This window comes from Aneurinibacillus tyrosinisolvens (genome assembly GCF_001015055.1).
In the GTDB taxonomy this organism is placed as follows: domain Bacteria; phylum Bacillota; class Bacilli; order Aneurinibacillales; family Aneurinibacillaceae; genus Aneurinibacillus_A; species Aneurinibacillus_A tyrosinisolvens.
In genome coordinates this window covers 101,952-122,170 of sequence record NZ_BBWZ01000011.1, presented here as the reverse complement: position 1 = coordinate 122,170, position 20,219 = coordinate 101,952, and the positions used below count along the sequence as shown (strand labels likewise).

At 47.7% G+C, this 20,219-nt stretch carries 19 protein-coding genes; 18 read left to right on the top strand and 1 reads right to left on the bottom strand.

The window, feature by feature from the left end; genetic code table 11:
• The first annotated feature begins 1 nt into the window (after position 1).
• The 11 genes from MBEAL2_RS12640 (at position 2) to MBEAL2_RS12590 (ending at position 14,239) form a co-directional block, all read left to right on the top strand.
• Complete coding sequence (locus MBEAL2_RS12640) at positions 2–658, top strand: CPBP family intramembrane glutamic endopeptidase (RefSeq protein WP_052947686.1); 657 nt, start codon at positions 2–4, stop codon at positions 656–658.
• The gene (locus MBEAL2_RS29235; protein WP_052947685.1) at positions 651–1,442 is read left to right on the top strand and encodes a LysM peptidoglycan-binding domain-containing protein; all 792 of its coding nucleotides are present in this window, start codon (positions 651–653) and stop codon (positions 1,440–1,442) included. The genes MBEAL2_RS12640 and MBEAL2_RS29235 overlap by 8 nt, the downstream gene beginning before the upstream one ends.
• Positions 1,443–1,507: 65 nt before the next feature.
• Positions 1,508–3,184, top strand: a complete 1,677-nt coding sequence (locus MBEAL2_RS12630) for a DNA repair helicase XPB (RefSeq protein WP_047152660.1) — start codon at positions 1,508–1,510, stop codon at positions 3,182–3,184.
• Positions 3,185–3,269: 85 nt separating this feature from the next.
• Positions 3,270–4,175, top strand: a complete 906-nt coding sequence (locus MBEAL2_RS12625; protein WP_047152659.1) for an NAD(P)/FAD-dependent oxidoreductase — start codon at positions 3,270–3,272, stop codon at positions 4,173–4,175.
• A 453-nt stretch (positions 4,176–4,628) separates the two neighbouring features.
• Entirely contained in the window at positions 4,629–5,633 is a 1,005-nt protein-coding gene (locus MBEAL2_RS12620; RefSeq protein WP_047152658.1) for a 2-oxoacid:acceptor oxidoreductase family protein, read from the top strand.
• A 23-nt stretch (positions 5,634–5,656) separates the two neighbouring features.
• Positions 5,657–7,972, top strand: a complete 2,316-nt coding sequence (locus MBEAL2_RS12615; protein ID WP_047152657.1) for a thiamine pyrophosphate-dependent enzyme — start codon at positions 5,657–5,659, stop codon at positions 7,970–7,972.
• 138 nt (positions 7,973–8,110) lie between these two features.
• Complete coding sequence (gene yjbM, locus MBEAL2_RS12610; RefSeq protein WP_047152656.1) at positions 8,111–8,944, top strand: GTP diphosphokinase; 834 nt, start codon at positions 8,111–8,113, stop codon at positions 8,942–8,944.
• Positions 8,945–9,184: 240 nt separating this feature from the next.
• Complete coding sequence (locus tag MBEAL2_RS12605) at positions 9,185–9,781, top strand: genetic competence negative regulator (RefSeq protein WP_047152655.1); 597 nt, start codon at positions 9,185–9,187, stop codon at positions 9,779–9,781.
• Positions 9,782–10,257: 476 nt separating this feature from the next.
• A complete protein-coding gene (locus tag MBEAL2_RS12600; protein ID WP_052947684.1) occupies positions 10,258–11,775 on the top strand; it encodes a DnaB-like helicase C-terminal domain-containing protein in 1,518 nt (505 codons plus the stop codon).
• A 59-nt stretch (positions 11,776–11,834) separates the two neighbouring features.
• A complete protein-coding gene (locus MBEAL2_RS12595) occupies positions 11,835–13,130 on the top strand; it encodes a Glu/Leu/Phe/Val family dehydrogenase (RefSeq protein ID WP_047152654.1) in 1,296 nt (431 codons plus the stop codon).
• Between the two features lie 128 nt (positions 13,131–13,258).
• A complete protein-coding gene (locus MBEAL2_RS12590; RefSeq protein WP_047152653.1) occupies positions 13,259–14,239 on the top strand; it encodes a YpdA family putative bacillithiol disulfide reductase in 981 nt (326 codons plus the stop codon).
• Between the two features lie 52 nt (positions 14,240–14,291).
• Here the strand turns inward: MBEAL2_RS12590 and MBEAL2_RS12585 are convergent, their stop codons facing one another.
• Positions 14,292–15,278 (bottom strand): asparaginase, encoded by a 987-nt coding sequence (locus MBEAL2_RS12585; protein ID WP_047152652.1) that lies wholly within the window; start codon positions 15,276–15,278, stop codon positions 14,292–14,294.
• A gap of 126 nt (positions 15,279–15,404) precedes the next feature.
• On the opposite strand from MBEAL2_RS12585, the gene prsW reads away from it, so the two are divergent.
• From prsW to MBEAL2_RS12555, 7 genes are all read left to right on the top strand, one after another.
• The gene (gene prsW / locus MBEAL2_RS12580; RefSeq protein WP_047152651.1) at positions 15,405–16,106 is read left to right on the top strand and encodes a glutamic-type intramembrane protease PrsW; all 702 of its coding nucleotides are present in this window, start codon (positions 15,405–15,407) and stop codon (positions 16,104–16,106) included.
• Entirely contained in the window at positions 16,103–16,267 is a 165-nt protein-coding gene (locus tag MBEAL2_RS32260) for a hypothetical protein (RefSeq protein WP_173427715.1), read from the top strand. The genes prsW and MBEAL2_RS32260 overlap by 4 nt, the downstream gene beginning before the upstream one ends.
• A gap of 118 nt (positions 16,268–16,385) precedes the next feature.
• Positions 16,386–17,729: a germination protein YpeB gene (gene ypeB, locus MBEAL2_RS12575; RefSeq protein ID WP_047152650.1), complete on the top strand. Its 1,344-nt coding sequence runs from the start codon at positions 16,386–16,388 to the stop codon at positions 17,727–17,729.
• A gap of 54 nt (positions 17,730–17,783) precedes the next feature.
• Entirely contained in the window at positions 17,784–18,464 is a 681-nt protein-coding gene (locus MBEAL2_RS12570; RefSeq protein WP_047152649.1) for a flagellar brake protein, read from the top strand.
• A 47-nt stretch (positions 18,465–18,511) separates the two neighbouring features.
• Positions 18,512–18,703: a DUF5359 family protein gene (locus tag MBEAL2_RS12565; protein WP_047152648.1), complete on the top strand. Its 192-nt coding sequence runs from the start codon at positions 18,512–18,514 to the stop codon at positions 18,701–18,703.
• Positions 18,704–18,926: 223 nt separating this feature from the next.
• Positions 18,927–19,598 (top strand): (d)CMP kinase, encoded by a 672-nt coding sequence (gene cmk / locus MBEAL2_RS12560; protein ID WP_047152647.1) that lies wholly within the window; start codon positions 18,927–18,929, stop codon positions 19,596–19,598.
• Between the two features lies 1 nt (position 19,599).
• Positions 19,600–20,211 carry a lysophospholipid acyltransferase family protein gene (locus MBEAL2_RS12555; protein WP_047152646.1) on the top strand — a complete coding sequence of 204 codons (612 nt, stop codon included), beginning with the start codon at positions 19,600–19,602 and terminating at the stop codon, positions 20,209–20,211.
• Positions 20,212–20,219: the final 8 nt, after the last annotated feature.

Genomic DNA, 20,219 nt, shown 5'->3' with positions numbered 1-20,219 from the left:
TATGGATCCCCGTTATGAAAAGCTGGACGCAAGGACAATTCTGCTAAACGTATACCTCTCACAAGGAATTATTTTGCTGCTTGGATTTTTGGGGCTGTATTTTTTCTATATTCGGCACGGACTGGGATGGGCCGATGTTTTTATTCCGGATCGTATCATGCCTTCCCTGCTGTACGGCGGGGCAGCCGCCATTGTTATCATTATGGTTGAGGTTTTGCTTATTGTTCTATTGCCGAAGAATACGTTCGATGACGGCGGATTGAATGAGCTGCTGTTCCGGGAACTTTCTTTCTGGCAGATTGGTATCGTTGCGCTTATCGTTGCGTTCTCTGAGGAATTGTTATTTCGTGCCGTCGTTCAACCGGGCATTGGTTTATGGTGGACAAGTTTGTTGTTCGCGGCGATCCATGTTCGCTATTTAAGGAAATGGGTTATGTTTTTCACCGTTTTCCTCATTAGTCTGCTTTTTGGGTGGCTGTTTAGTAGGACGGGATCAATCTGGACCATTATCTGGGCCCATTTTCTTGTGGATTTCCTTCTCGGCTGTTTTCTGCGGCTTGGCTGGTTTGTTTCAAAAGAGGCAGGAATTTCGGCGCAAGAGTCGAATATGGAAATAACGGAAAAAGAAAATCAAGGTTGTGAGAAAAACCATGAGTAAACAACAGTCCCGTTTCCCCGATCAGGCAGAACGATTACGAAAAAAAACGGATGAGCGGATAGAAGAAAAAGAACCTGCATTACCGCCTGCTTCACGGGGGACACTGCCGCCGAGAAGCTCGGTCCACCCAAAGCTGCCGCCGCTCAGCAAAATACCTTTTTATATCGGTGGTATTGTACTGCTGGCGGCAGTAGTAGGAGGGGGAGGGTATTGGTGGCATGCCGCCAGTAAAAACTCCCCTTCGACAGCACCGGCTCAGGTGGCAACAGAAGCGAAAAATACGGCTCCCCCTGTCAATGAAAAACCGGCAGATAAAAACCAGGCGGCTGTTACGCCTACGCCGCAGCCGCCTGCGCCTGCTAAACAGGCAGCCCCTGCTCCGGTTCCGGCGAAGCCGGCGGCACAGCCTGTTCCAGCGGCAAAACCACCGGTTTCCGCCCCTGCAGTAAAGCCGCCGGCTCCTGCAGTAAAGCCGCCGGCTCCTGCAGTAAAGCCGCCGGCTCCTGCAGTAAAGCCGCCGGCTCCTGCGGTAAAACCACCTGCACCCGCGGTAAAACGGCCTGCTCCTGCTGTCGTACAGAGCAAGAAGGCAGAGCCGGCAGTGAAGAGAAAGAATCGGGTGCTCAGGCACCGGGTGCAGCCGGGAGATACTTTGTTTAGAATTTCCATGATGTATTATGAGACGGGAAAATATCAAACTTATCTTGCCCGTTATAACCATGTGCGCAACACGGGCAACATTCTTGTAGGTACCATTATAAAAGTTCCTGTGCCACCACGTTAGCGGGTGGCATTCTTTTTTTTGGATAAACTTATACCGAAAAAGCAAAAACGAAAGGGGCGCTGCGTATGAACAACATAACAACGAAACCGCTCATTGTACAGGGGGATCGCACCCTTCTTCTCGAAGTGAATCATCCGGGCTATAACGAGGCGAGACACGCGATTTCTCCCTTTACAGAGCTTGTCAAGAGTCCCGAGTATATCCATACATACCGCATGTCCTCGCTTTCCCTGTGGAACGCCGCTTCTCTTGGATGGAAGGCGGAAAAAGTAGTCAGTATACTGCGGGAGTATAGCCAATACGCAATTCCCGTCCACATCGAAAAAGAAATTATTTCTACAATGGAGCGGTTTGGCAAGCTTGAACTCGCACGGCAGGACGGCGAACTCGTCCTGCGCGCCGAAGACGGGCAGGTGATAGAGCAACTGCTTAGTTATCCATCTATCGCGCAGTTGGTTACCCGGTGTATAGACTCGCACAGTGTCGTGATTCCGCAGGGCATTCGGGGGATGATTAAACAGACGCTTATGAAGTTGGGGTATCCGGTACGGGATGTCGCGGGATACACAGACGGGGAAGAGCTGAAGCTCTCCCTTTATGAAACACCGAATTTCTCTCTGCGTACGTATCAGAAGGAAGCGGTAGACGCCTTCTATGATAAGGGGAGCGTGTCGGGCGGGAACGGGATTATCGTATTGCCCTGTGGGGCAGGCAAAACCATCGTCGGGATCGAAACGATGGTTCGTTTTGGAATGGCTACGCTCATTCTAACGAGCAATACAACTTCCGTTAAACAATGGAGGGAAGAAATTATTAGCAAAACAACGCTTACCGGGGACCAGGTCGGAATCTATACCGGGGAGGCGAAAGAAGTCGGACCTGTTACAGTAAGCACATATCAAATGATTACACACCGTTCCAATGCGGATGTCCCCTTCCCGCACCTTTCCTTGTTCCATGAACGGAACTGGGGACTGATTATTTACGATGAGGTCCACTTGCTGCCTGCTCCTGTCTTCCGCATGACCGCCGATATCCAGGCCAAGAGGCGGCTGGGATTAACGGCGACACTCGTCAGGGAAGATGGACGCGCGGAAGATGTATTCAGCTTAATTGGACCGAAAAAATACGAACTGCCCTGGAGAATGCTTGAGCAGCAGGGATGGATTGCGACAGCGGAGTGTACGGAAATTCGCGTACCGATGCCCGAGAAGGTGCAGCGGCTCTACATCGAATCAGGAGAACGGCAAAAGTTTAGAATCGCTTCAGAAAACCCGGCAAAAACAGATGTTGTTAGAAAGGTGCTTACAGATCATTCAGATGAGCAGGTGCTTATCATCGGCCAATATGTGGCGCAATTAGAGGCCATTGCACAAGAATTGAAGGTTCCGGTCATCACCGGGATTACGCCGCATGATGAACGGGAAAAGCTGTACCGTATGTTTCGCAGCAAGGAGCTTAAGGTGCTTGTCGTATCCCGGGTCGCTAACTTTGCAGTCGATTTGCCTGATGCGGCGGTTGCGATCCAGATATCGGGCACATTCGGTTCCAGGCAGGAAGAGGCGCAGCGCCTCGGGAGAATTCTGCGTCCGAAGAAAGGGGAGAATATCGCCCGGTTTTATTCACTTGTTTCCTCCGATTCCAAAGAGGAACAATATGCGCTAAAAAGACAAAGATTTTTAGTAGAGCAGGGATACCGTTATCACCTGCAGATAGCAGAAAAGCCGTCACGAAAAATCTGACGGCTTTTTTTGTGGATGTAAAAGAGAAGCGGATTGGGTAAACCAATAAGACGGCTTTTTTATCAAACGGAAGGAGGATGCATACATGTATGATTGCGCAATCATCGGGGGAGGAATTGCCGGGCTGCAGGCGGCGCTTCAATTAGGCCGTTACATGCACAGCGTGGTGGTGATTGATAACCATGCAGGACGTTCAACGAAAGCAAAGAAATATGGCAATGTGCTTGGCTGGCCGGAAGGAATCAGCGGACCCGAACTTCGGGAAAGAGGGCGGGACCAGGCACGGGAGGTCGGCGTTGAGTTTATTGAAGATAAAGCAGTGTCTGCTGCAAAAAGCAAAGATAAATCTTTTTCGATTACGTGTGAAGGCGGGCAGGTTGTACAGGCAAAGCGGCTGCTTATCAGTACGGGGATTACCGACCGCATTCCTCCGGAGATTGATGGATTGAGGCAGGTGCTCGGCTCGGCTGTTTATGTGTGCCCGGACTGTGACGGATACGAAATTAAAGGCAAGAAGGCCGTCGTGCTCGGTACGGGCAACGCTGGTGCAGCCATGGCGTGTGTACTGCAGTATTGGAGCGATCAGATTACCTATATTAACCATGAACCGGAAGAGTATGTCGTGTCCAAGCACTGGGAAACGAAGTGCAAAGAAAATGGGGTCACTATCATAAAAAGCCGGATCAGCTCCGTACATCAGGTTGACAGTGAGCGGCTTTCCGGTATCGAGCTTGGGGATGGAGAAATCGTGGAGGCGGAAAAAGGGTTTATCGCATTCGGCGGAAGTAAGGCCGAATCGGATATTGCAGCCCAGCTTGGTGTGGAAAGGCTGGAGAATGGGCATATTCCGGTCGACGGGCGCACGAAAGAAACAAACGTAAAGTATGTATGGGCCGCAGGTGATGTTGCCGCCCATTCACAGCTTCTTACCGTAGCCATCGGAGACGGGGCACAGGCTGCTATTTGGATTCATAAAAGCCTTCAGGAATGATAACAGTATCTGTAGTAAAACAAATAACATTTGTACCAATACAGGAAGGTGAAATTATTGAATTTATGCATAACCTGGCAATGCCGGGTTTTTTATTTTGTTAAATTAACACAGTGATTATAGTGTTAATAAGATACTGTTATAGTAAAAAAATAAATATTGTTACATAACTGATATCAAAAATAAAAATCTATATAAAAATAAATATTACTTGTAGTATAAGTTAAGTAAGCGCTTTAAAAAAGCAAGGAAAAAATCCGCTTTTAAACAAACGAAAACTGTTGTTATGAAAAAATATATCTGTTATAATCTTGAATTGAAAAGATGTAAGACAATTTTGTTTTTTATTATGTATAACATTTTATGAATAATTAAATGTTGAGATGGGATGGGGAAAAGTGTTTCATGTCCTGCTTACATCTGTTTTGAGGATTAAATAGGGAGGCGTATGGGATGTCGATACTTCCAAAGAAAAATGATTTAGGTTTTTATGAGATTCGTCTGGAATCGATCGGGGGACTTGGAGCGAACCTTGCGGGGAAAATGCTGGCGGAAGCCGGAGTGCTTGGGCTTGGGCTAAATGGAATGAATTTTTCTTCCTATGGTTCGGAGAAAAAAGGCTCGCCTGTAAAGGCGTTCATCCGGTTCAGCGATCCGGATGTGCTGATCCGGGCGGCGAGCCCGATTGAGCGTCCGCATGTTGTCGGTGTTTTTCATGAGGCACTGTATAAAACGGTCGATGTTGTCTCCGGTTTGGATTCACATGGGATTGTACTCGTAAACTCAACCCGCCAATTCGATGGGGTGCGCGCAGATTTACACCTCGAATACGGGACGCTGGCCGTCATTGACGCGCTTGAAATCGCGGTGGAGGAAAAGACGAAAGTAAATACAGCCATGCTCGGTGCATTGTTCCGCGTGTGTGACTTCCTCGATCCGGAGGCGATGCGAAACGTTATTCGCAAGACGTTCGAGAAAAAGTATCCGCATTTTGTTGAACCGAATCTTCGCACGTTTGATCGGGGATTTAACGAAGTCCAGTTTAAAACATATGAAGTGCCGGAAGGGTCAGCAGGAAAGGCGTTTGTTCGCCCGGAACCTGTCCTCGGATACGCGACGCAGCCGATGGGCGGAGCGATCATCAACCCGGGGAATAGCATACTGAAGGACTTAAGCGGCAGCCGCCAGGGATTCCTGCCGGAATATCACGACAGCAAGTGCATTCACTGTGCAGCATGCGACACGGTGTGTCCGGATTTCTGTTTCGTATGGGAAGAAGGAACGGACAAAAAGGGCCGTCCGCAAATGTTTCTATCCGGGATTGATTATCAATACTGCAAAGGCTGCTTGAAGTGCGTGCAGGCTTGTCCGGTGGACGCGCTAACAGAAATGCGGGAAGAAATCGGCTACGCGGAAGAGAACAGAGTACCTCATAAGTTTGTTTTGGCCTCTAATTAATAGGGAGAGGGGACGGATATACAATGGCAATTGATTTTGAAAAAGAAAAGGCCGCATTACCTGAGGTGACAAATGAAGTAATGCCGGAGCAAAAACTTACATTTGAATCAGGAAATGAAATGGCGGCCATGGCCGCTGCGCAAATTAACTATCATTTAATGGGGTATTTCCCGATTACACCATCGACGGAAGTGGCCCAGTTCCTCGATGCAATGAAAACAAGAGGCGAGCACGATATCGTGCTCATTCCGGCGGATGGCGAGCATGGCTCCGCGGGAGTATGCTATGGAGCCGCTGCCGCCGGCGGACGCGTGTTCAATGCGACAAGCGCAAACGGATTTCTATATATGCTTGAGCAGCTGCCGGTGCAATCAGGAACAAGATTTCCAATGGTTCTGAACCTTGTTACACGGGCGATCAGCGGACCGCTCGATATTCGCGGCGATCATTCTGATTTGTACTACGGCTTGAATATCGGCTGGCCCATTCTGCTTGCGAAAGATCCGCAGGCAGTTTATGACATGAACATTATTGCCCTTCGCCTTGCCGAGCATAAAGATGTACGCCTGCCGGTTATGGTAGCGTATGACGGGTTCTTTACTTCTCACCAGAAGCGCCGTGTGAACTATTTTGCCGACCGGAAAACGGTGCAGGACTTTGTCGGTGAAATGCCGACGCAGTATGTACATGTTCTTGACCCGGAAAATCCGGTGACGGTTGGCCCGTACATGAATGATCCGGATTTGATTAACAACAATTATCAGCAGTCGGAAGCAATGTACCGTGCCGGTGATATTTTTAAAGAAATCGCTGCTGAGTATGAGAAAATATCGGGAAGAAAATACGAAACGCTTGATTTATACCGGATGGAAGACGCAGAAGTCGCCGTATTCCTATTGAATTCAGCCTCCGATGCGGCGAAAGATGTGGCTGACAAACTCGGGGCACAGGGAATTAAAGCGGGTGTCATTAGCCCGAATATCATCCGTCCGTGGCCAGCAGAAGAAATTAAAGCAGCCTGCAAAAACCTCAAGGCGATTTTAATCGGGGAGCGTGCTGATTCGTATGGCGGCCACGGTGCCAACCTGACGCACGAACTGAAAGCATCGCTTCAGGAGATTCCGGGAAACAGCACGATTGTTGTAAGCCGCGTTTTCGGTGTGGGCGGAAAAGACTTCTATCATGATGATGCGGAAGCGTTCTTCCATCTTGCCATCGAAGCCGCTGAACTTGGATATGCTCCAAAACCGTTCGATTATTATGGCCAAACACCGGGGAATCCCGACCTTACCCCGAAGCGGGTGCTTGAACCACTGCATGGAAATGCATTTAAGTCCGGCCTTATTAAGGTGACACCGAATGAAGAAACAGGAAAGCTTGATGTAAAAATCCCACCGCTGCGTGCGTTGACCGGCAAGCCGAAACGCATCGCGCCCGGACACGGAGCCTGCCCTGGCTGCGGCATCTTCCCGGGCCTTGAAATGTTCTTTAAAGGAATTGAAGGGGATATTGTCGCTCTTTTCCAGACCGGCTGTGCGTTTGTTGTAACGACCGGATACCCGTATAGCTCGCACAAACAATCCTTTGTCCATAATTTATTCCAGAACGGTGCGGCGACTCTTTCCGGTATGGTTGAAATGTTCTTTGAGAAAAAACGCCGGGGTGAGATTGAAGTTTCCGATGATTTTACGTTTGTCATGGTTACGGGAGACGGCGGGATGGACATCGGAATGGGTCCGGCGATCGGAACCGCACTTCGCAACCATAAAATGATTATTCTTGAGTATGATAATGAAGGCTACATGAATACCGGCAGCCAGTTGTCGTATTCGACTCCGCTTGGCCATATGACGTCCACTTCAAACGTCGGCAAGTTCCAGGGCGGTAAAGCGTTCCACCACAAAGATACGGCGCAAATTATGGCCGCAACGAATATTCCGTATGTCTTTACCGGCACGGAGGCATTCCCGCAGGATCTGCTTAAGAAAGCCGCGAAGGCACAGTGGTATGCCCAAAACGTCGGCCTTGTATACGGGAAAATTCTCATTGCGTGTCCGCTGAACTGGAAATCTCCGGATGAGCAGGGTGAATCTATTGTTGGAGCAGCGGTAAACTCGTGCTTCTTCCCGCTTTATGAAATAGAGCAGGGCATTACGAATATTACGTATGACCCTGAGGCAAAAGGAAAGCGGATTGAAGTAAAAGAGTGGCTCGGTACAATGGGAAAAACAAAGCACATGACGAAATTGGAATACAGCGACATGCTTCAAGCGTTTTCGGGCGAGGTAGAACGCCGCTGGACTCGCTTGAAGGCGAAGCATGAGAACGAATATCTATAAAATAGTTTGGAAGGAACAGCCCGCCTGGTGCTGTTCTTTTTCTCTTTCTTCAGGCCCCTTCGCATTCGCAATTTCAATTTAAATAGAATATGATAAAATACAAAAGGATGCTGCTATAAGAAGGGGGCAAAATGTCTGGTGGACGATAGAAGCTGGGAACAATTCTTCATCCCTTATGAGCAGGCGGTTGAAGAATTGAAAGTTAAATTTAGAAGTATTCGTAAAGAATTAAAGAAAAGAAACGAATATTCACCAATAGAATTTGTTACAGGCCGGATAAAGAAGATATCGAGCCTTCTGGAAAAGGCGAATAAATTACATATCCCTATGGACCGACTGGAGGAAGTGGAGGATATTACGGGCATACGAATCATGTGCCAGTTTGTACAGGATATCCACCGTGTCGTTGAGCTTATTCACCAGCGAAACGGAAAAGATATGACGATTGTATATGAAAAGGATTATATAAACAATCAGAAACCGAGCGGATACCGCAGCCACCATATGATTATTAAATACCCTGTACAAACCTCGCTTGGAGAAAAGGAAATTCTCGCGGAAATACAGATTCGTACGCTTGCAATGAATTTCTGGGCTACCATTGAGCATTCCTTAAGCTATAAATATGAGAAAAACATTCCGGACGACATTAAAGAGCGTCTGCGGACTGCAGCGGAAGCCGCATATTTACTGGATACGGAAATGTCGGAGATACGGGATGAGATTCGCGATGCCCAGCAGATGTTTGAATACAAATCCAACATTGTATCGAGAATTTTGCAGGGGATTGAAATTTTATACCAGCAGGGCTTTGTCATTGAAGCGACACAATTTCAAAACAGGTTCCGGGAAATGCGGGCCCAGGGGGACGTAAGGGAGCTCCGCCAGCTGTCAAGAACGATCCAGGCCAAAATTCAAGAATTCAAAACACTCGCTAGCGCCGGGTGTTTTTTGGTAGATAAGAAAGTATAACTTTCTTATCTACATAAGGGCAACTAAGGCTATCGCCAGCGCCTATGGCTTGGCGCTAGCCAAGTTTTCTTTATGAAAAAAAGGTGGTAGAACAAGTAACAATGGCAATATATTTATATGAGCATCTTGTACCATTCTCATGCAACATGGTATCATTAAAAATATAAATATTTTTGAACAAAATACGATTATATTACGTATTTTAATACTACCACCGGATTTACGGAGGGAGGGGTCCTAATGCGCGTTGAACGTCTAAGTCAGGATAAAATAAGAATCTTTTTAACTTTTGATGATCTCGTCGAGAGAGGCATCGAGAAAGATGACATGTGGCGTGATATTCCTAAAGTGCATGAGCTATTTAATGACATGATGGATCAGGCCCATGATGAGGTAGGCTTCACCGTGAGCGGACCGGTTGCAGTGGAAGTTTTCTCGCTTCCTGCTCAAGGGATGGTCGTTATCGTAACCCGTGGCAAGACAGAATTAGCCGATCTCACTGATGAGGCGGATTATGATGATATATATGAAATGCAGGTAACGCTCGAAGAAAGTGACGACGTTGTCTACGTTTTCCAGGACTTTGAACATCTGATTGAGCTTGCTCATCGTATTCAGGATAAAGTTGTGGACGGAGGAAGCGCCTATTCGTACAACGGCAGATATTACCTCGTATTTGAAGAAGTCGATATGGAGAAAGAACAGTATGAGAATTTGATTGCCGTTCTATCCGAATATGGGGAAGCATCGACAACGACGAAGCATGTTCTGCAGGAATATGGAACCGTCGTTATGCCAACAGATGCCGTTCAGATTCTTTGCCGCTATTTTTCATAATATCTCTTGCATAGACAAAACACACAGCATGCTGTGTGTTTTTTTGTTATTAAAGAGTATATGTTGCTTTAAAGTAGTAGAAAAAAAGACCGCAAGGTCAAAAACGTTAGAAAAAAGGAAGGGCAGTCCATGCTGACCGGCCTTCCTGACCCAGCGGAGCCTCCCGGAGAGCAGAAGAAGCCCACCATTGTCTCCCGCCCCGAACTACCCAGATGTTTGGTGGGCGCTGCTCGCAGGAGGTGGAGCGGACAGTTCTTCCTTCCTCGCGGAAGGGAAAGGCAAGTGGAATGAACTTTCTTTTTTCCTTTTTTGTGGTGAAGATCTGGAAAGGTTTTACCGTTTTACATATTGAATATGTGGTAGGGAGTATAAATAGCGCATACGTCTCCTGTTCATAACACTCACGATCTAGCGTAAGGATGGTGAACATGCTGGGTGAAACGGACGCACTAGGAATTACGAAGGGAGTGTAACATGTGCCAGACCAAGAAGAAGAACTTGTCATCCCACAGCCGATATCAGAAGAGGACCTGGAAACGCTTGTCACTTATTATGAAGAGCACCTTTCGCCACACGCGATTAACTTTCTGAAGAGAAAAGGGATTGAGATGGAAACGGCCGAGAAATATCATATAGGGTTTGAAAGTTCGCAAATCGGCTTTAGTGCGAACCAGGGAAAGCTGGGCGGGTATTTTATGAATTGCCTTGTCTTTCCGATGTATGATACGAGGGGTACGGTTGTCGATTTAATTGGGCAGCCTATTCATGAAGTAAAACCGAAAAATAAGACATTGCTTGGAAAGAATGATAGCTTTTTCAATCAGAAAATACTCGAAGATGAAGAAGAAATCATGCTGTGCAGAGATATTTTTGATGTGCTTACGCTTGAGCAGGCGGACATCCCTGCTGTTTGTGTTCCTGAATACAATGTGTTCCGGGAAATGCATGCAGATCTTTTGAAGAACAAACGCGTGTTTATATGCTATCCGAATGATGAGTCCAGCCGAAGAGAGAGTAAGCACATATATGACATGCTTGCAGGTAAAGCTACAGAAGTATATGTTCTTTATCTTCCCGAGGGGATTCGAAATGTAAATGCTCTTTTCACGGAGGCTAAAGAACCGAAGAAGAAGTTTGTTGAACTGCTTCGCGAAACGGTGGAAGAAAAAATAAAAGAACCGATTGCATCCGATGCAAAAAATCTGGCAGTTTTTATGGAGGAATACTGCCTCCGGCATAAGGATGAGGTGAACGGAATTCGCACGGGATTTGCACCGCTGGACAAACAACTGCTAGGAGGCCTGCGCGGCGGGCTTTACATGATACTGGGGTATGTCTCAAGCGGCAAATCCACCCTGATGCGCCAGATCGCAGATCAAATCGCAGAGCAGGAAATTCCGGTTGTATATGTAACATGGGATATGACAACGTTCGAGCTCTGGGCCCGCTCTATGGCGCGTTATCTTCAGGTGTCCCCTGAGGAGGTTCTCATCGGCCACGTTGACCCCGAACAGATTCAGGCGGCCAACCAGGAGTATAAAAAAATCGCAAACTGCCTGTTTACGATCGAAGGCAAAGTGGATACTTCACTGCAGGATATTGAGGAAAGTGTTGAACAGATCACACAGTCACTTGGAAAGGAGCCGGTTATTTTCATCGATCACATTCAGCGCGTTCCGATTCGTGACAAAGAGGGAAGACTAACACCGGGAAACTTGTCGGTCGTCGCTTACCTTCTCCATCAATGGTCAAGGAAGTGGGACATCCCGGTCGTTGTATCTGCCCCTATTGAGCAGGGGAACGCCAAAGATTTGTCGCCGACAGTAGAAGCCTCCCTTGATGTTATCCTCATGCTGGAGAAGGACCAGAAGAAGGCAGAACAGGGCAAAGAAAACATTAACATATGTGTATACAAGAACCGGTACGGTTCACTTGGAGAAATTCCTTTTGTTTTCGATAAGGAAAAAGCAAGTTTTGTACCTTCCAAAACGTAAATGAAAGAGTTATACTTTCTATGGTCTTATTTTATGAGATAACTTTTGAGGTGGTAAACATGGGAGAAATAGATAAGCAAGTGGCTTCTTCTGCAGATGGGAATGCAGAACAGCAAGAAAATTTAAACGTCCTCCAATCTACACAGACTGTAATTGGGGAAGCGCTGAACAAGATGGGCTATCCGGCGGAAATGTATGAACTGCTTAAAGAACCAATGCGTATTCTGACTGTTCGCATTCCAATCCGTATGGACAACGGGGACACAAAAGTGTTTACCGGCTATCGTGCGCAGCATAATGACGCGGTTGGTCCGACCAAAGGCGGCGTTCGCTTCCATCCGGAGGTAACAGAGGATGAGGTGAAAGCACTTTCCATTTGGATGAGTCTAAAATGCGGCATTGCAGACCTCCCCTACGGCGGCGGAAAAGGCGGGATTATTTGCGATCCGCGCGAAATGTCTTTCCGTGAATTGGAGAGGCTAAGCCGCGGTTATGTACGCGCAATCAGCCAGCTTGTGGGTCCTACAAAAGACATTCCAGCACCGGATGTGTTTACGAACTCGCAAATCATGGCGTGGATGATGGATGAATACAGCCGGATTCGTGAATTTGATTCACCGGGTTTCATTACAGGAAAACCGATCGTGCTAGGCGGCTCCCAGGGAAGGGAAACGGCCACAGCCAAAGGTGTAACGATCTGCATCGAGGAAGCGGCGAAGAGGAAGGGAATTGAACTAAAGGGCGCCCGCGTTGTCGTGCAGGGCTTCGGAAATGCAGGAAGCTTCCTGGCGAAGTTCATGCATGATGCAGGCGCTAAAGTGATCGCCATCTCGGACGCTTATGGTGCGCTCTACGATGAAGATGGGCTGGATATTGAATATTTACTCGACCGCCGAGATTCTTTCGGTACGGTTACGAAACTGTTTAACAATACAATCTCCAATAAAGAATTGTTTGAATTAGACTGTGATATCCTTGTCCCGGCCGCGATTGAAAACCAGATTACGGCATCCAATGCTCATAACATCAAGGCGGGCATTGTTGTTGAGGCTGCGAATGGACCAACAACGCTGGAAGCGACGAAAATTTTGACAGAACGCGGAATTCTTCTGGTGCCGGACGTACTGGCCAGCTCCGGCGGTGTAACGGTTTCTTATTTCGAATGGGTACAGAATAACCAGGGATACTACTGGACAGAAGAAGAAGTGGAGAACAGGCTGCGTGAGGTGCTTGTCCGCGCTTTCGACAACGTATATAACGTGCATGTTTCACGCAAAGTGAATATGAGGCTTGCCGCCTATATGGTCGGGGTGCGCAAGATGGCGGAAGCAAGCCAGTTCCGCGGCTGGGTATAACGAAACGGAACGGAACGGAACACAAAAAATCCTCTGCAATCATGTGGAGGTTTTTTTGCATTGTATGCTATTATAGTACTGTTGTTTTGCTCGTCCTAACATAAGCTATTGCTAAGAGGTGATTTGACTTGGAAGAAGCTGTCATTATTGGCGCGGGCCCTTGCGGATTATCCGCCGCGCTAGAACTGCAAAAAATCGGTATCGAGCCTCTTATCATCGAAAAGGAATCGGTGGTTCACTCGATTTATTTATACCCGGCGAACCTGCAATTTTTCAGTACTGCAGAGCTGCTTGAGATTGGGAATTATCCTTTTTCCACGCCCAATGAAAAACCGACAAGGGCAGAAGCGTTAACATACTATCGAAATGTGGCAAACCGGAGCGGACTCCATATTCGTCCCTACCATGAGGTAATCGCGATAGAGGCGCAGCCTGACGGGACGTATGCACTAACCGTGCAAGATCGATTTAAACACATAAGCACCGTAACCACGAAATATGTCATAGTGGCAACCGGGTATTTCGATTATCCGAACCTGCTCGGCATTCCCGGCGAGCAGCTGCCGAAGGTTACGCATTATTTTCGTGAAGCCCATCCTTATACAGGGACGAAGGTGGCTGTCATTGGCGGTAGTAACTCAGCGATTGACGCGGCGATGGAGCTGCTGCGGGCCGGAGCCGATGTGACCGTCGTGTATCGGGGAGAAACTTACTCGCCAAGCATTAAACCGTGGGTTCGTCCGGTATTTGAAAGTATGGTTAATAAAGGCCTTATCACGATGCGGTTTCGCTCCCGTGTCACGAGCATTTCGGAGTCAGCGATTATCGTATCCACAGATGGTGCAGAAGAGCAATTGGACAATGACTTCGTCCTCGCTCTGACCGGATTTCGTCCGGATCGAAGCATGCTGCGTGAGGCTGGCGTAGCTTTCCGGGGAGACGATCAAGAAATCCCGTTGTTTAATCCGGATACGATGGAAACCTCTTCTCCCGGCATCTACATCGCAGGCGTAATTGCCTCCGGAAGAAACGCCAACGAAGTATTCATTGAAACGGGACGAATGCATGGACGATTCATCGCGAGCCACATTGCCGGTAAGCGAAGCTGATATAAGAGGTGAGGATGCGGGCAATTCCTGGCACTCTCACCTTATTTGTTTTTTAAAAATGGCTGGCAAGCTCATGCGGGTTCTGCTCCTGCTCAAGCGCTGCAAGAAGTTTAATCCGCGCCTTCTGGCCGTTTAGGCCATTGCAGAAAATAATGCCCATTCGTTTCAGCTGGGCGCCCCCGCCTTCATAGCCATATAAATCCTGCACGTATCCGTTGTAGCAGCGCGAAACCATCACGATCGGGATTTCCCTTCTAGTCAAAGCGGTTAGTACCGGTAAAATAGAAGGCGGAACGTTCCCGGCACCGAATGCCTCCAGAACGAGTCCGTCGATCGGCTGTTCAAGTAAAAACTGCAGCCACCGGGCGTCCATTCCTGTCACCATCTTAACAAGCGGGACGACCTTTTCCGCTTTGGAAACATTGTAAACGGGTGTCCGGACGGCAGGCTGGGTATAGAAGATGCTCTTCTTCGCTACGAGCCCGACGGCTCCGTGCTGGGGTGATTGAAAGGTAGCCACGTTGCTTGTATGGGTTTTCGTGACGTGGCGCGCGGCATGGATTTCATCGTTAAAAACAACGAGCACGCCTCTGCCACGGCTTTCCTCATCGCTTGCTACCCTGACGGATTGCACGAGATTTACAGGGCCGTCCGCCCCAAGTTCGTTGCTCGAGCGCATCGCTCCAGTTACTACGACGGGTTTTTCTGTGGCAAGGGTAAGATCGAGAAAATAAGCGGTTTCTTCCAGTGTGTCTGTCCCGTGTGTTACGACAATGCCGGTAATGTTAGAATCTGCCGCATATTGGGCAATTCTTTGCGAGAGGACAAGCATCATTTCAGGCGTCATGTGAGGGCTGGGCACATTAAATAAATCGACCATTTTAACTAGAGCATACTGTTTTAATTGCGGTTCGATCGTATGAAGAGGATGTTCTTCTCCCGGTTTAACGGAGTCTGTTGCATCGTCCGTTTCCATCGCAATCGTTCCGCCTGTATTTATAATGATGATTTTCCGTGTCTCCGGTGTTCCTCTGTTCATTTTTTCCTCCAGAAATTGTATTTCCTTCACCCCTATTCCATGGTACGATGAAAGAATAAGAAATGTAACTGACAAGAAATAAATTCATTCGCTAATTATTATGTAATTCAAAGGGAGTCGAAAGCTATGTTATCGACCATGGGAGCAGCGATAGCCCCTGGTATTGCAATTTTGAGCTATTTTTACTTAAAAGACAAGTATGAAACCGAGCCGCTGCATATGGTTGTGAAAAGCTTTATTATCGGCATTCTCCTTGTATTTCCCGTTATGGTTATACAGTATGGGTTTCAGGAAGAGCTAACGCTGGGAAAAGTAGGCCAATCCTTTTTTATTGCCGGTTTTTTAGAAGAATTCTTCAAATGGTTTATTATTTATTATACAGCATACAAGCACGTAGAGTTTGATGAACCGTATGACGGAATTGTCTATGCCGCCGCCGTATCTGTTGGGTTTGCCACGATTGAAAACTTTTTCTACCTGGTAAGCCATGGTGGATTATCTACCGCATTCTATCGGGCCGTCCTGCCTGTCTCAAGCCATGGTCTGTTCGGCGTCCTCATGGGATACTATTTGGGCAAAGCGAAATTTGCTGAGCCCCTTTCCAGGCAGCGGTTTTACCTGGTGCTTAGCTTGCTCATTCCTGTATTGCTGCACGGCACGTATGATTTTATTTTAATGGTCGGAGGAAACGTATGGCCATGGCTGATGATTCCGTTTATGATTTTTCTATGGACGGTTGCCCTGGATCGCAGCCGGGTCGCGCTAAACAGGTCTATCCGGACCGCTTTTGGTACAAAATATGACCAAGAGGAGGTTGAAAAAGTGTGAGTGCCAGGGACCGGTACAAAGTAACGATTTATTGCCCGTCGTGCGGAGAACGATACATTTTGCGAGGAAACAAGGAAAAGAACGGGCGTATCGAAACGGGGTTTAAGCAGTGTGTTTGCAGCAATAAGGAGAAATTCCATATCTCATCGGAGCAGGTTTAATCGTACCGGAAGGCGAAAGGAGAAACTCTCTTTTCGCCTTTTTTGCATAAACCGCCTTTTCTTTCCTAACAATATGGAATAAGAAATCTTCTGTATGTATAAAGGAAAGGTGATAGAGATGTATGGTAAAATAGCGGGAATTTTATTTCCAGTATTCGCGGTTGGCCTCATTGGCGCCGGGATGTGGGGGTACCAGGAAAATCAGGAAAAAAACTCGATTCTCATTAAAGCGGAAAATCAATACCAGGGAGCTTTTCATAATTTGAACTACCATGTGGACAAACTGCACGACGAATTGGGCAAGGCGCTCGCGGTTAATTCCCGCAGGCAGCTGGCTCCCTGTTTAACGAATGTGTGGCGTCTCGCGTATTCTGCACAAAATAACGTAAGTCAGCTGCCGCTCACTCTCATGCCGTTCAACGAAACGAATAAGTTCCTGGCCAACGTCGCGGATTTTAGCTACCAGAGCGGGATGAGAGACCTCGATAAGCAGCCGCTTACCGAAAAGGAGCGCAAGACATTACAAGCCTTATATAACCACTCCAAAGAAATTCGCGGCAGCCTGCAGAAGGTTCAATCCGCGGTAATTACGAAACAGCTGCGGTGGATGGATGTCGAATCCGCGATTGCTACCGAAGAAAAGCAGCAGGATAATACAATTGTTGATGGGCTTACCGTTATCAACCGGGACGTGCAAGGGTACAAAGATGTTGACTTTGGAGCAGGCATCGGCAGCCTTAATCAGTCGCATAAGATGAAAGCCCAGTCTCTGAAGGGCAGCCCGGTTACACAGGAAGAGGCCAGAAAACGTGCGCTCCAATTTGCTGGGACAAAGCAGGCGAAACAAGTGGTTGTCAATGCGAATGGAAAAGGGACGGATTTGGAGACATACAGTGTCCGTATTACCGAAAGAAATGGCTCAAACCCTATAAATGTCGATGTAGCGAAGCGAGGCGGCGGCATTGTATGGCTCCTTAATGAACGGAATGTCGGTTCCGCGAAAATGAATCTGGAGGCGGCAAGACAGCGTGCCGATACCTATCTAAAAACACACGGTTATTCATCAATGGAACCGGCATCGGTTTCAGAGTATGAAGGATCTGCCGCGTTTACGTATGTATACAGGGAGAAAGATGTGCGGGTATATCCCGACTCGGTTACGGTAACGGTTGCGATGGATAACGGTGAAGTAACCGGATTTCAGAGTGAAGGCTACCTGCTGAACCATAAGCAGCGCTCCATCCCGAAGCCGAAACTCACCCAGCAGCAAGCGCGCACCCGGGTAAGCAAATCGTTTCAGGTGCTTGAGACGAGGCGTGCCATCATTGAAGATGATCGCGGGAGTGAGGCGCATGTTTATGAATTTTACGGAACGATGGGCAAAGACCGGTACCGCCTCTTTATTGACGCGATGACAGGGGAAGAAATAAAGGTTGAGAAAATAAAAGCTACGGCTATATAAAAAATCCTAGTATAATAGAAGAAATAGATATAAAGACAGGGAGAGGATTGCACCATGATGCCTAAAATAGGCTCCATCGTATATATGCAGCTGCGCACCGCAGACGAAACGGAAAGTAAAAAAATGTACAAGTCCAGGGTGGCTGATATGGACGAACAGCATATCGTAATCGAAATCCCGACAGAACAAAATACAGGGAAGGCGGGTTTCTACCCAAGGGGGAGTGAATTTTCTTTCTGGTTTACGGCTGAAGACGGTGCACAGTATTCTTTTATAACGGCCATTACAGGGAGAAAGAACGAGAACATCCCGCTTATTCTAATTAGCCGTCCACAGAATGACCGTCAAATCACCCGTTCCCAGCGGCGCAATTATTTCCGGGTTCCTGCTGAATTAGATGTTTCTCTCCAGCGGCTGGACCCGGAGCGCCCTCTTCACTTTGTCGCAAAAACAAATGATATTGGCGGCGGGGGTATTTCTTTTGTGTGTGATGCATCCGTAGATATTCAAGTAGGAGACCGGTTTACCTGCTGGATCGTTCTGCCTATGAACAAAGGAATTGAACACACGTGTTTTCACGGGGACATCGTACGCATCATCCCCCCTGCAGAGAGGAAACATCCCCAGGTTGTTTCTCTCAGTTTCTTTGAGATTAAGGATGGGGAACGTGAAAAAGTAATCAGCTACTCGCTGGAGCGCCAGATTTATTTGCGAAATCGTGTAGGGTACGAATAGTCCGGGAAAGAATGGGCTATACTGCTGGAAACAGGAGGGATGCCCGGATGGAACAATCAGAAGATTTCGCGTATGAACAGAGATTTGCACGATTCTCAGGGCGGGTGGAAAAGATGCTGATGGCTATCATTGTCGGAGGATTTATTCTGCTGTTTTTGAGCCAGTTCTTACTCTCATTCGATTCGTTTCGACATTTGTTTGCGGTGACAGTTCGCCTGGAAGGCGTTGCATCACAATAACGCCTATGATACTATTTAAGTAATTGAATAGATCGCTGCCCGCTTTCCGTGAATGCGTCTTGTTCGTTTGTTATATCCCTTTGAATCAAATACCCCAATCATAGAAGCAGGCATTCCCTGCTTTTTACTGTTTTAGAAAGAAATTTAGAAATGAAAGAGAGGCAAGGTTGCGGAAAAGCGTTTTTTGCAGCATGCCCTTTGTTTATAGGGTGGGATTATCATCGTGAATATTGCAATTGACGGGCCGGCCGGTGCAGGTAAAAGCACGGTAGCGCAGCGCGTCGCAAAAGAACTTGGGATTTTGTATATTGATACGGGCGCCATGTACCGGGCGCTGACTTATACGGCGCTCGTTCATAAGTGTTCAGTAGAAAATGAACGGCAGCTTTACAGCCTGCTGGAGGGGATGAATTTAAAGCTGGATTTGGTAAATGGATATCAGCACATCTACATAAATGATGAGGATGTTACAGACGTAATCCGTTCCACTGAAGTATCCAGCCACGTGTCAGCCGTAGCCATGCATCCGTCTGTACGCCGCACGATGGTTGAACTGCAGCGCCAAATGGCCCGCAATCAGAACGTTGTTATGGACGGAAGAGACATAGGAACACATGTGCTTCCGGAAGCTGAATTGAAAATTTTTCTTACGGCTTCCATCGAAGAGAGAGCTCACCGCCGGTATTCCGAATTAGTGCAGCGCGGAGTGAGAACCGACCTGAAGCAGCTCATGCATGAAATCGCTGAAAGGGACCGCAAGGACAGTGAGAGGGAAGCGGCTCCGCTCCGAAAAGCGGAGGATGCCGTTCTGCTTGATACGACAGGGCTGGACATCGATCAGGTCGTACGGCGAATTGTAGAAATGTATAAAGAGAAAGCCGGGGAGAGAGCGTAACATGAGGGGAACGTATTCGTTCTTTCGCGCGATATTTCGCGCTATTTTCTCAGGAGTATACCGCTGGAATGTGATCGGGCGGGAGAATATCCCCGATGGGGAAGGGATTATTCTATGCGCGAACCATATTAGCAACTGGGATCCGATGCTCCTTGGAGGCGGGATTGAACGGCAGGTCCATTTTATGGCCAAGGAAGAGATTTTTAAGGTTCCTGTTCTGTCCGCCCTTGTAAGAGATTTTGGAGCATTTCCCGTAAAGCGGGGGGCGGGTGACAGACAGGCCATACGCAAATCAATGGAACTGCTGAAAGAAGGCAAGGTTCTCGGGATTTTTCCTGAAGGCACGAGGGGGAAACCGGGAGAAATGCGGAAGGTGCTGCCGGGAGCGGCGATGATCGCCTTGAAGTCAGGCGCACGTATTGTTCCTGTCGCCATCATAGGGCCTTACAAGGTTTTTAAGCCGATTACGATTATTTATGGGTCTCCTGTCGATTTAAGCGCAGCGGTAATGGGTAAGGATAGTTCAGAACGTATGCAATATGCAGCTGAGTTTATCCAAAGTGAAATTCAAAAACTTATGCAAGTACATAAAGACGGCATCCGTATAAGATAAAACAAATT

Bases quoted from the DNA above. Each gene is read 5' to 3' on its own strand.
- MBEAL2_RS12640 (WP_052947686.1), top strand. From the start codon at position 2: ATGGATCCCCGTTATGAAAAGCTGGACGCAAGGACAATTCTGCTAAAC.
- MBEAL2_RS29235 (WP_052947685.1), top strand. From the start codon at position 651: ATGAGTAAACAACAGTCCCGTTTCCCCGATCAGGCAGAACGATTACGA.
- MBEAL2_RS12630 (WP_047152660.1), top strand. From the start codon at position 1,508: ATGAACAACATAACAACGAAACCGCTCATTGTACAGGGGGATCGCACC.
- MBEAL2_RS12625 (WP_047152659.1), top strand. From the start codon at position 3,270: ATGTATGATTGCGCAATCATCGGGGGAGGAATTGCCGGGCTGCAGGCG.
- MBEAL2_RS12620 (WP_047152658.1), top strand. From the start codon at position 4,629: ATGTCGATACTTCCAAAGAAAAATGATTTAGGTTTTTATGAGATTCGT.
- MBEAL2_RS12615 (WP_047152657.1), top strand. From the start codon at position 5,657: ATGGCAATTGATTTTGAAAAAGAAAAGGCCGCATTACCTGAGGTGACA.
- MBEAL2_RS12605 (WP_047152655.1), top strand. From the start codon at position 9,185: ATGCGCGTTGAACGTCTAAGTCAGGATAAAATAAGAATCTTTTTAACT.
- MBEAL2_RS12595 (WP_047152654.1), top strand. From the start codon at position 11,835: ATGGGAGAAATAGATAAGCAAGTGGCTTCTTCTGCAGATGGGAATGCA.
- MBEAL2_RS12585 (WP_047152652.1), bottom strand. From the start codon at position 15,278: ATGAACAGAGGAACACCGGAGACACGGAAAATCATCATTATAAATACA.
- prsW (WP_047152651.1), top strand. From the start codon at position 15,405: ATGTTATCGACCATGGGAGCAGCGATAGCCCCTGGTATTGCAATTTTG.
- ypeB (WP_047152650.1), top strand. From the start codon at position 16,386: ATGTATGGTAAAATAGCGGGAATTTTATTTCCAGTATTCGCGGTTGGC.
- MBEAL2_RS12570 (WP_047152649.1), top strand. From the start codon at position 17,784: ATGATGCCTAAAATAGGCTCCATCGTATATATGCAGCTGCGCACCGCA.
- MBEAL2_RS12565 (WP_047152648.1), top strand. From the start codon at position 18,512: ATGGAACAATCAGAAGATTTCGCGTATGAACAGAGATTTGCACGATTC.
- MBEAL2_RS12555 (WP_047152646.1), top strand. From the start codon at position 19,600: ATGAGGGGAACGTATTCGTTCTTTCGCGCGATATTTCGCGCTATTTTC.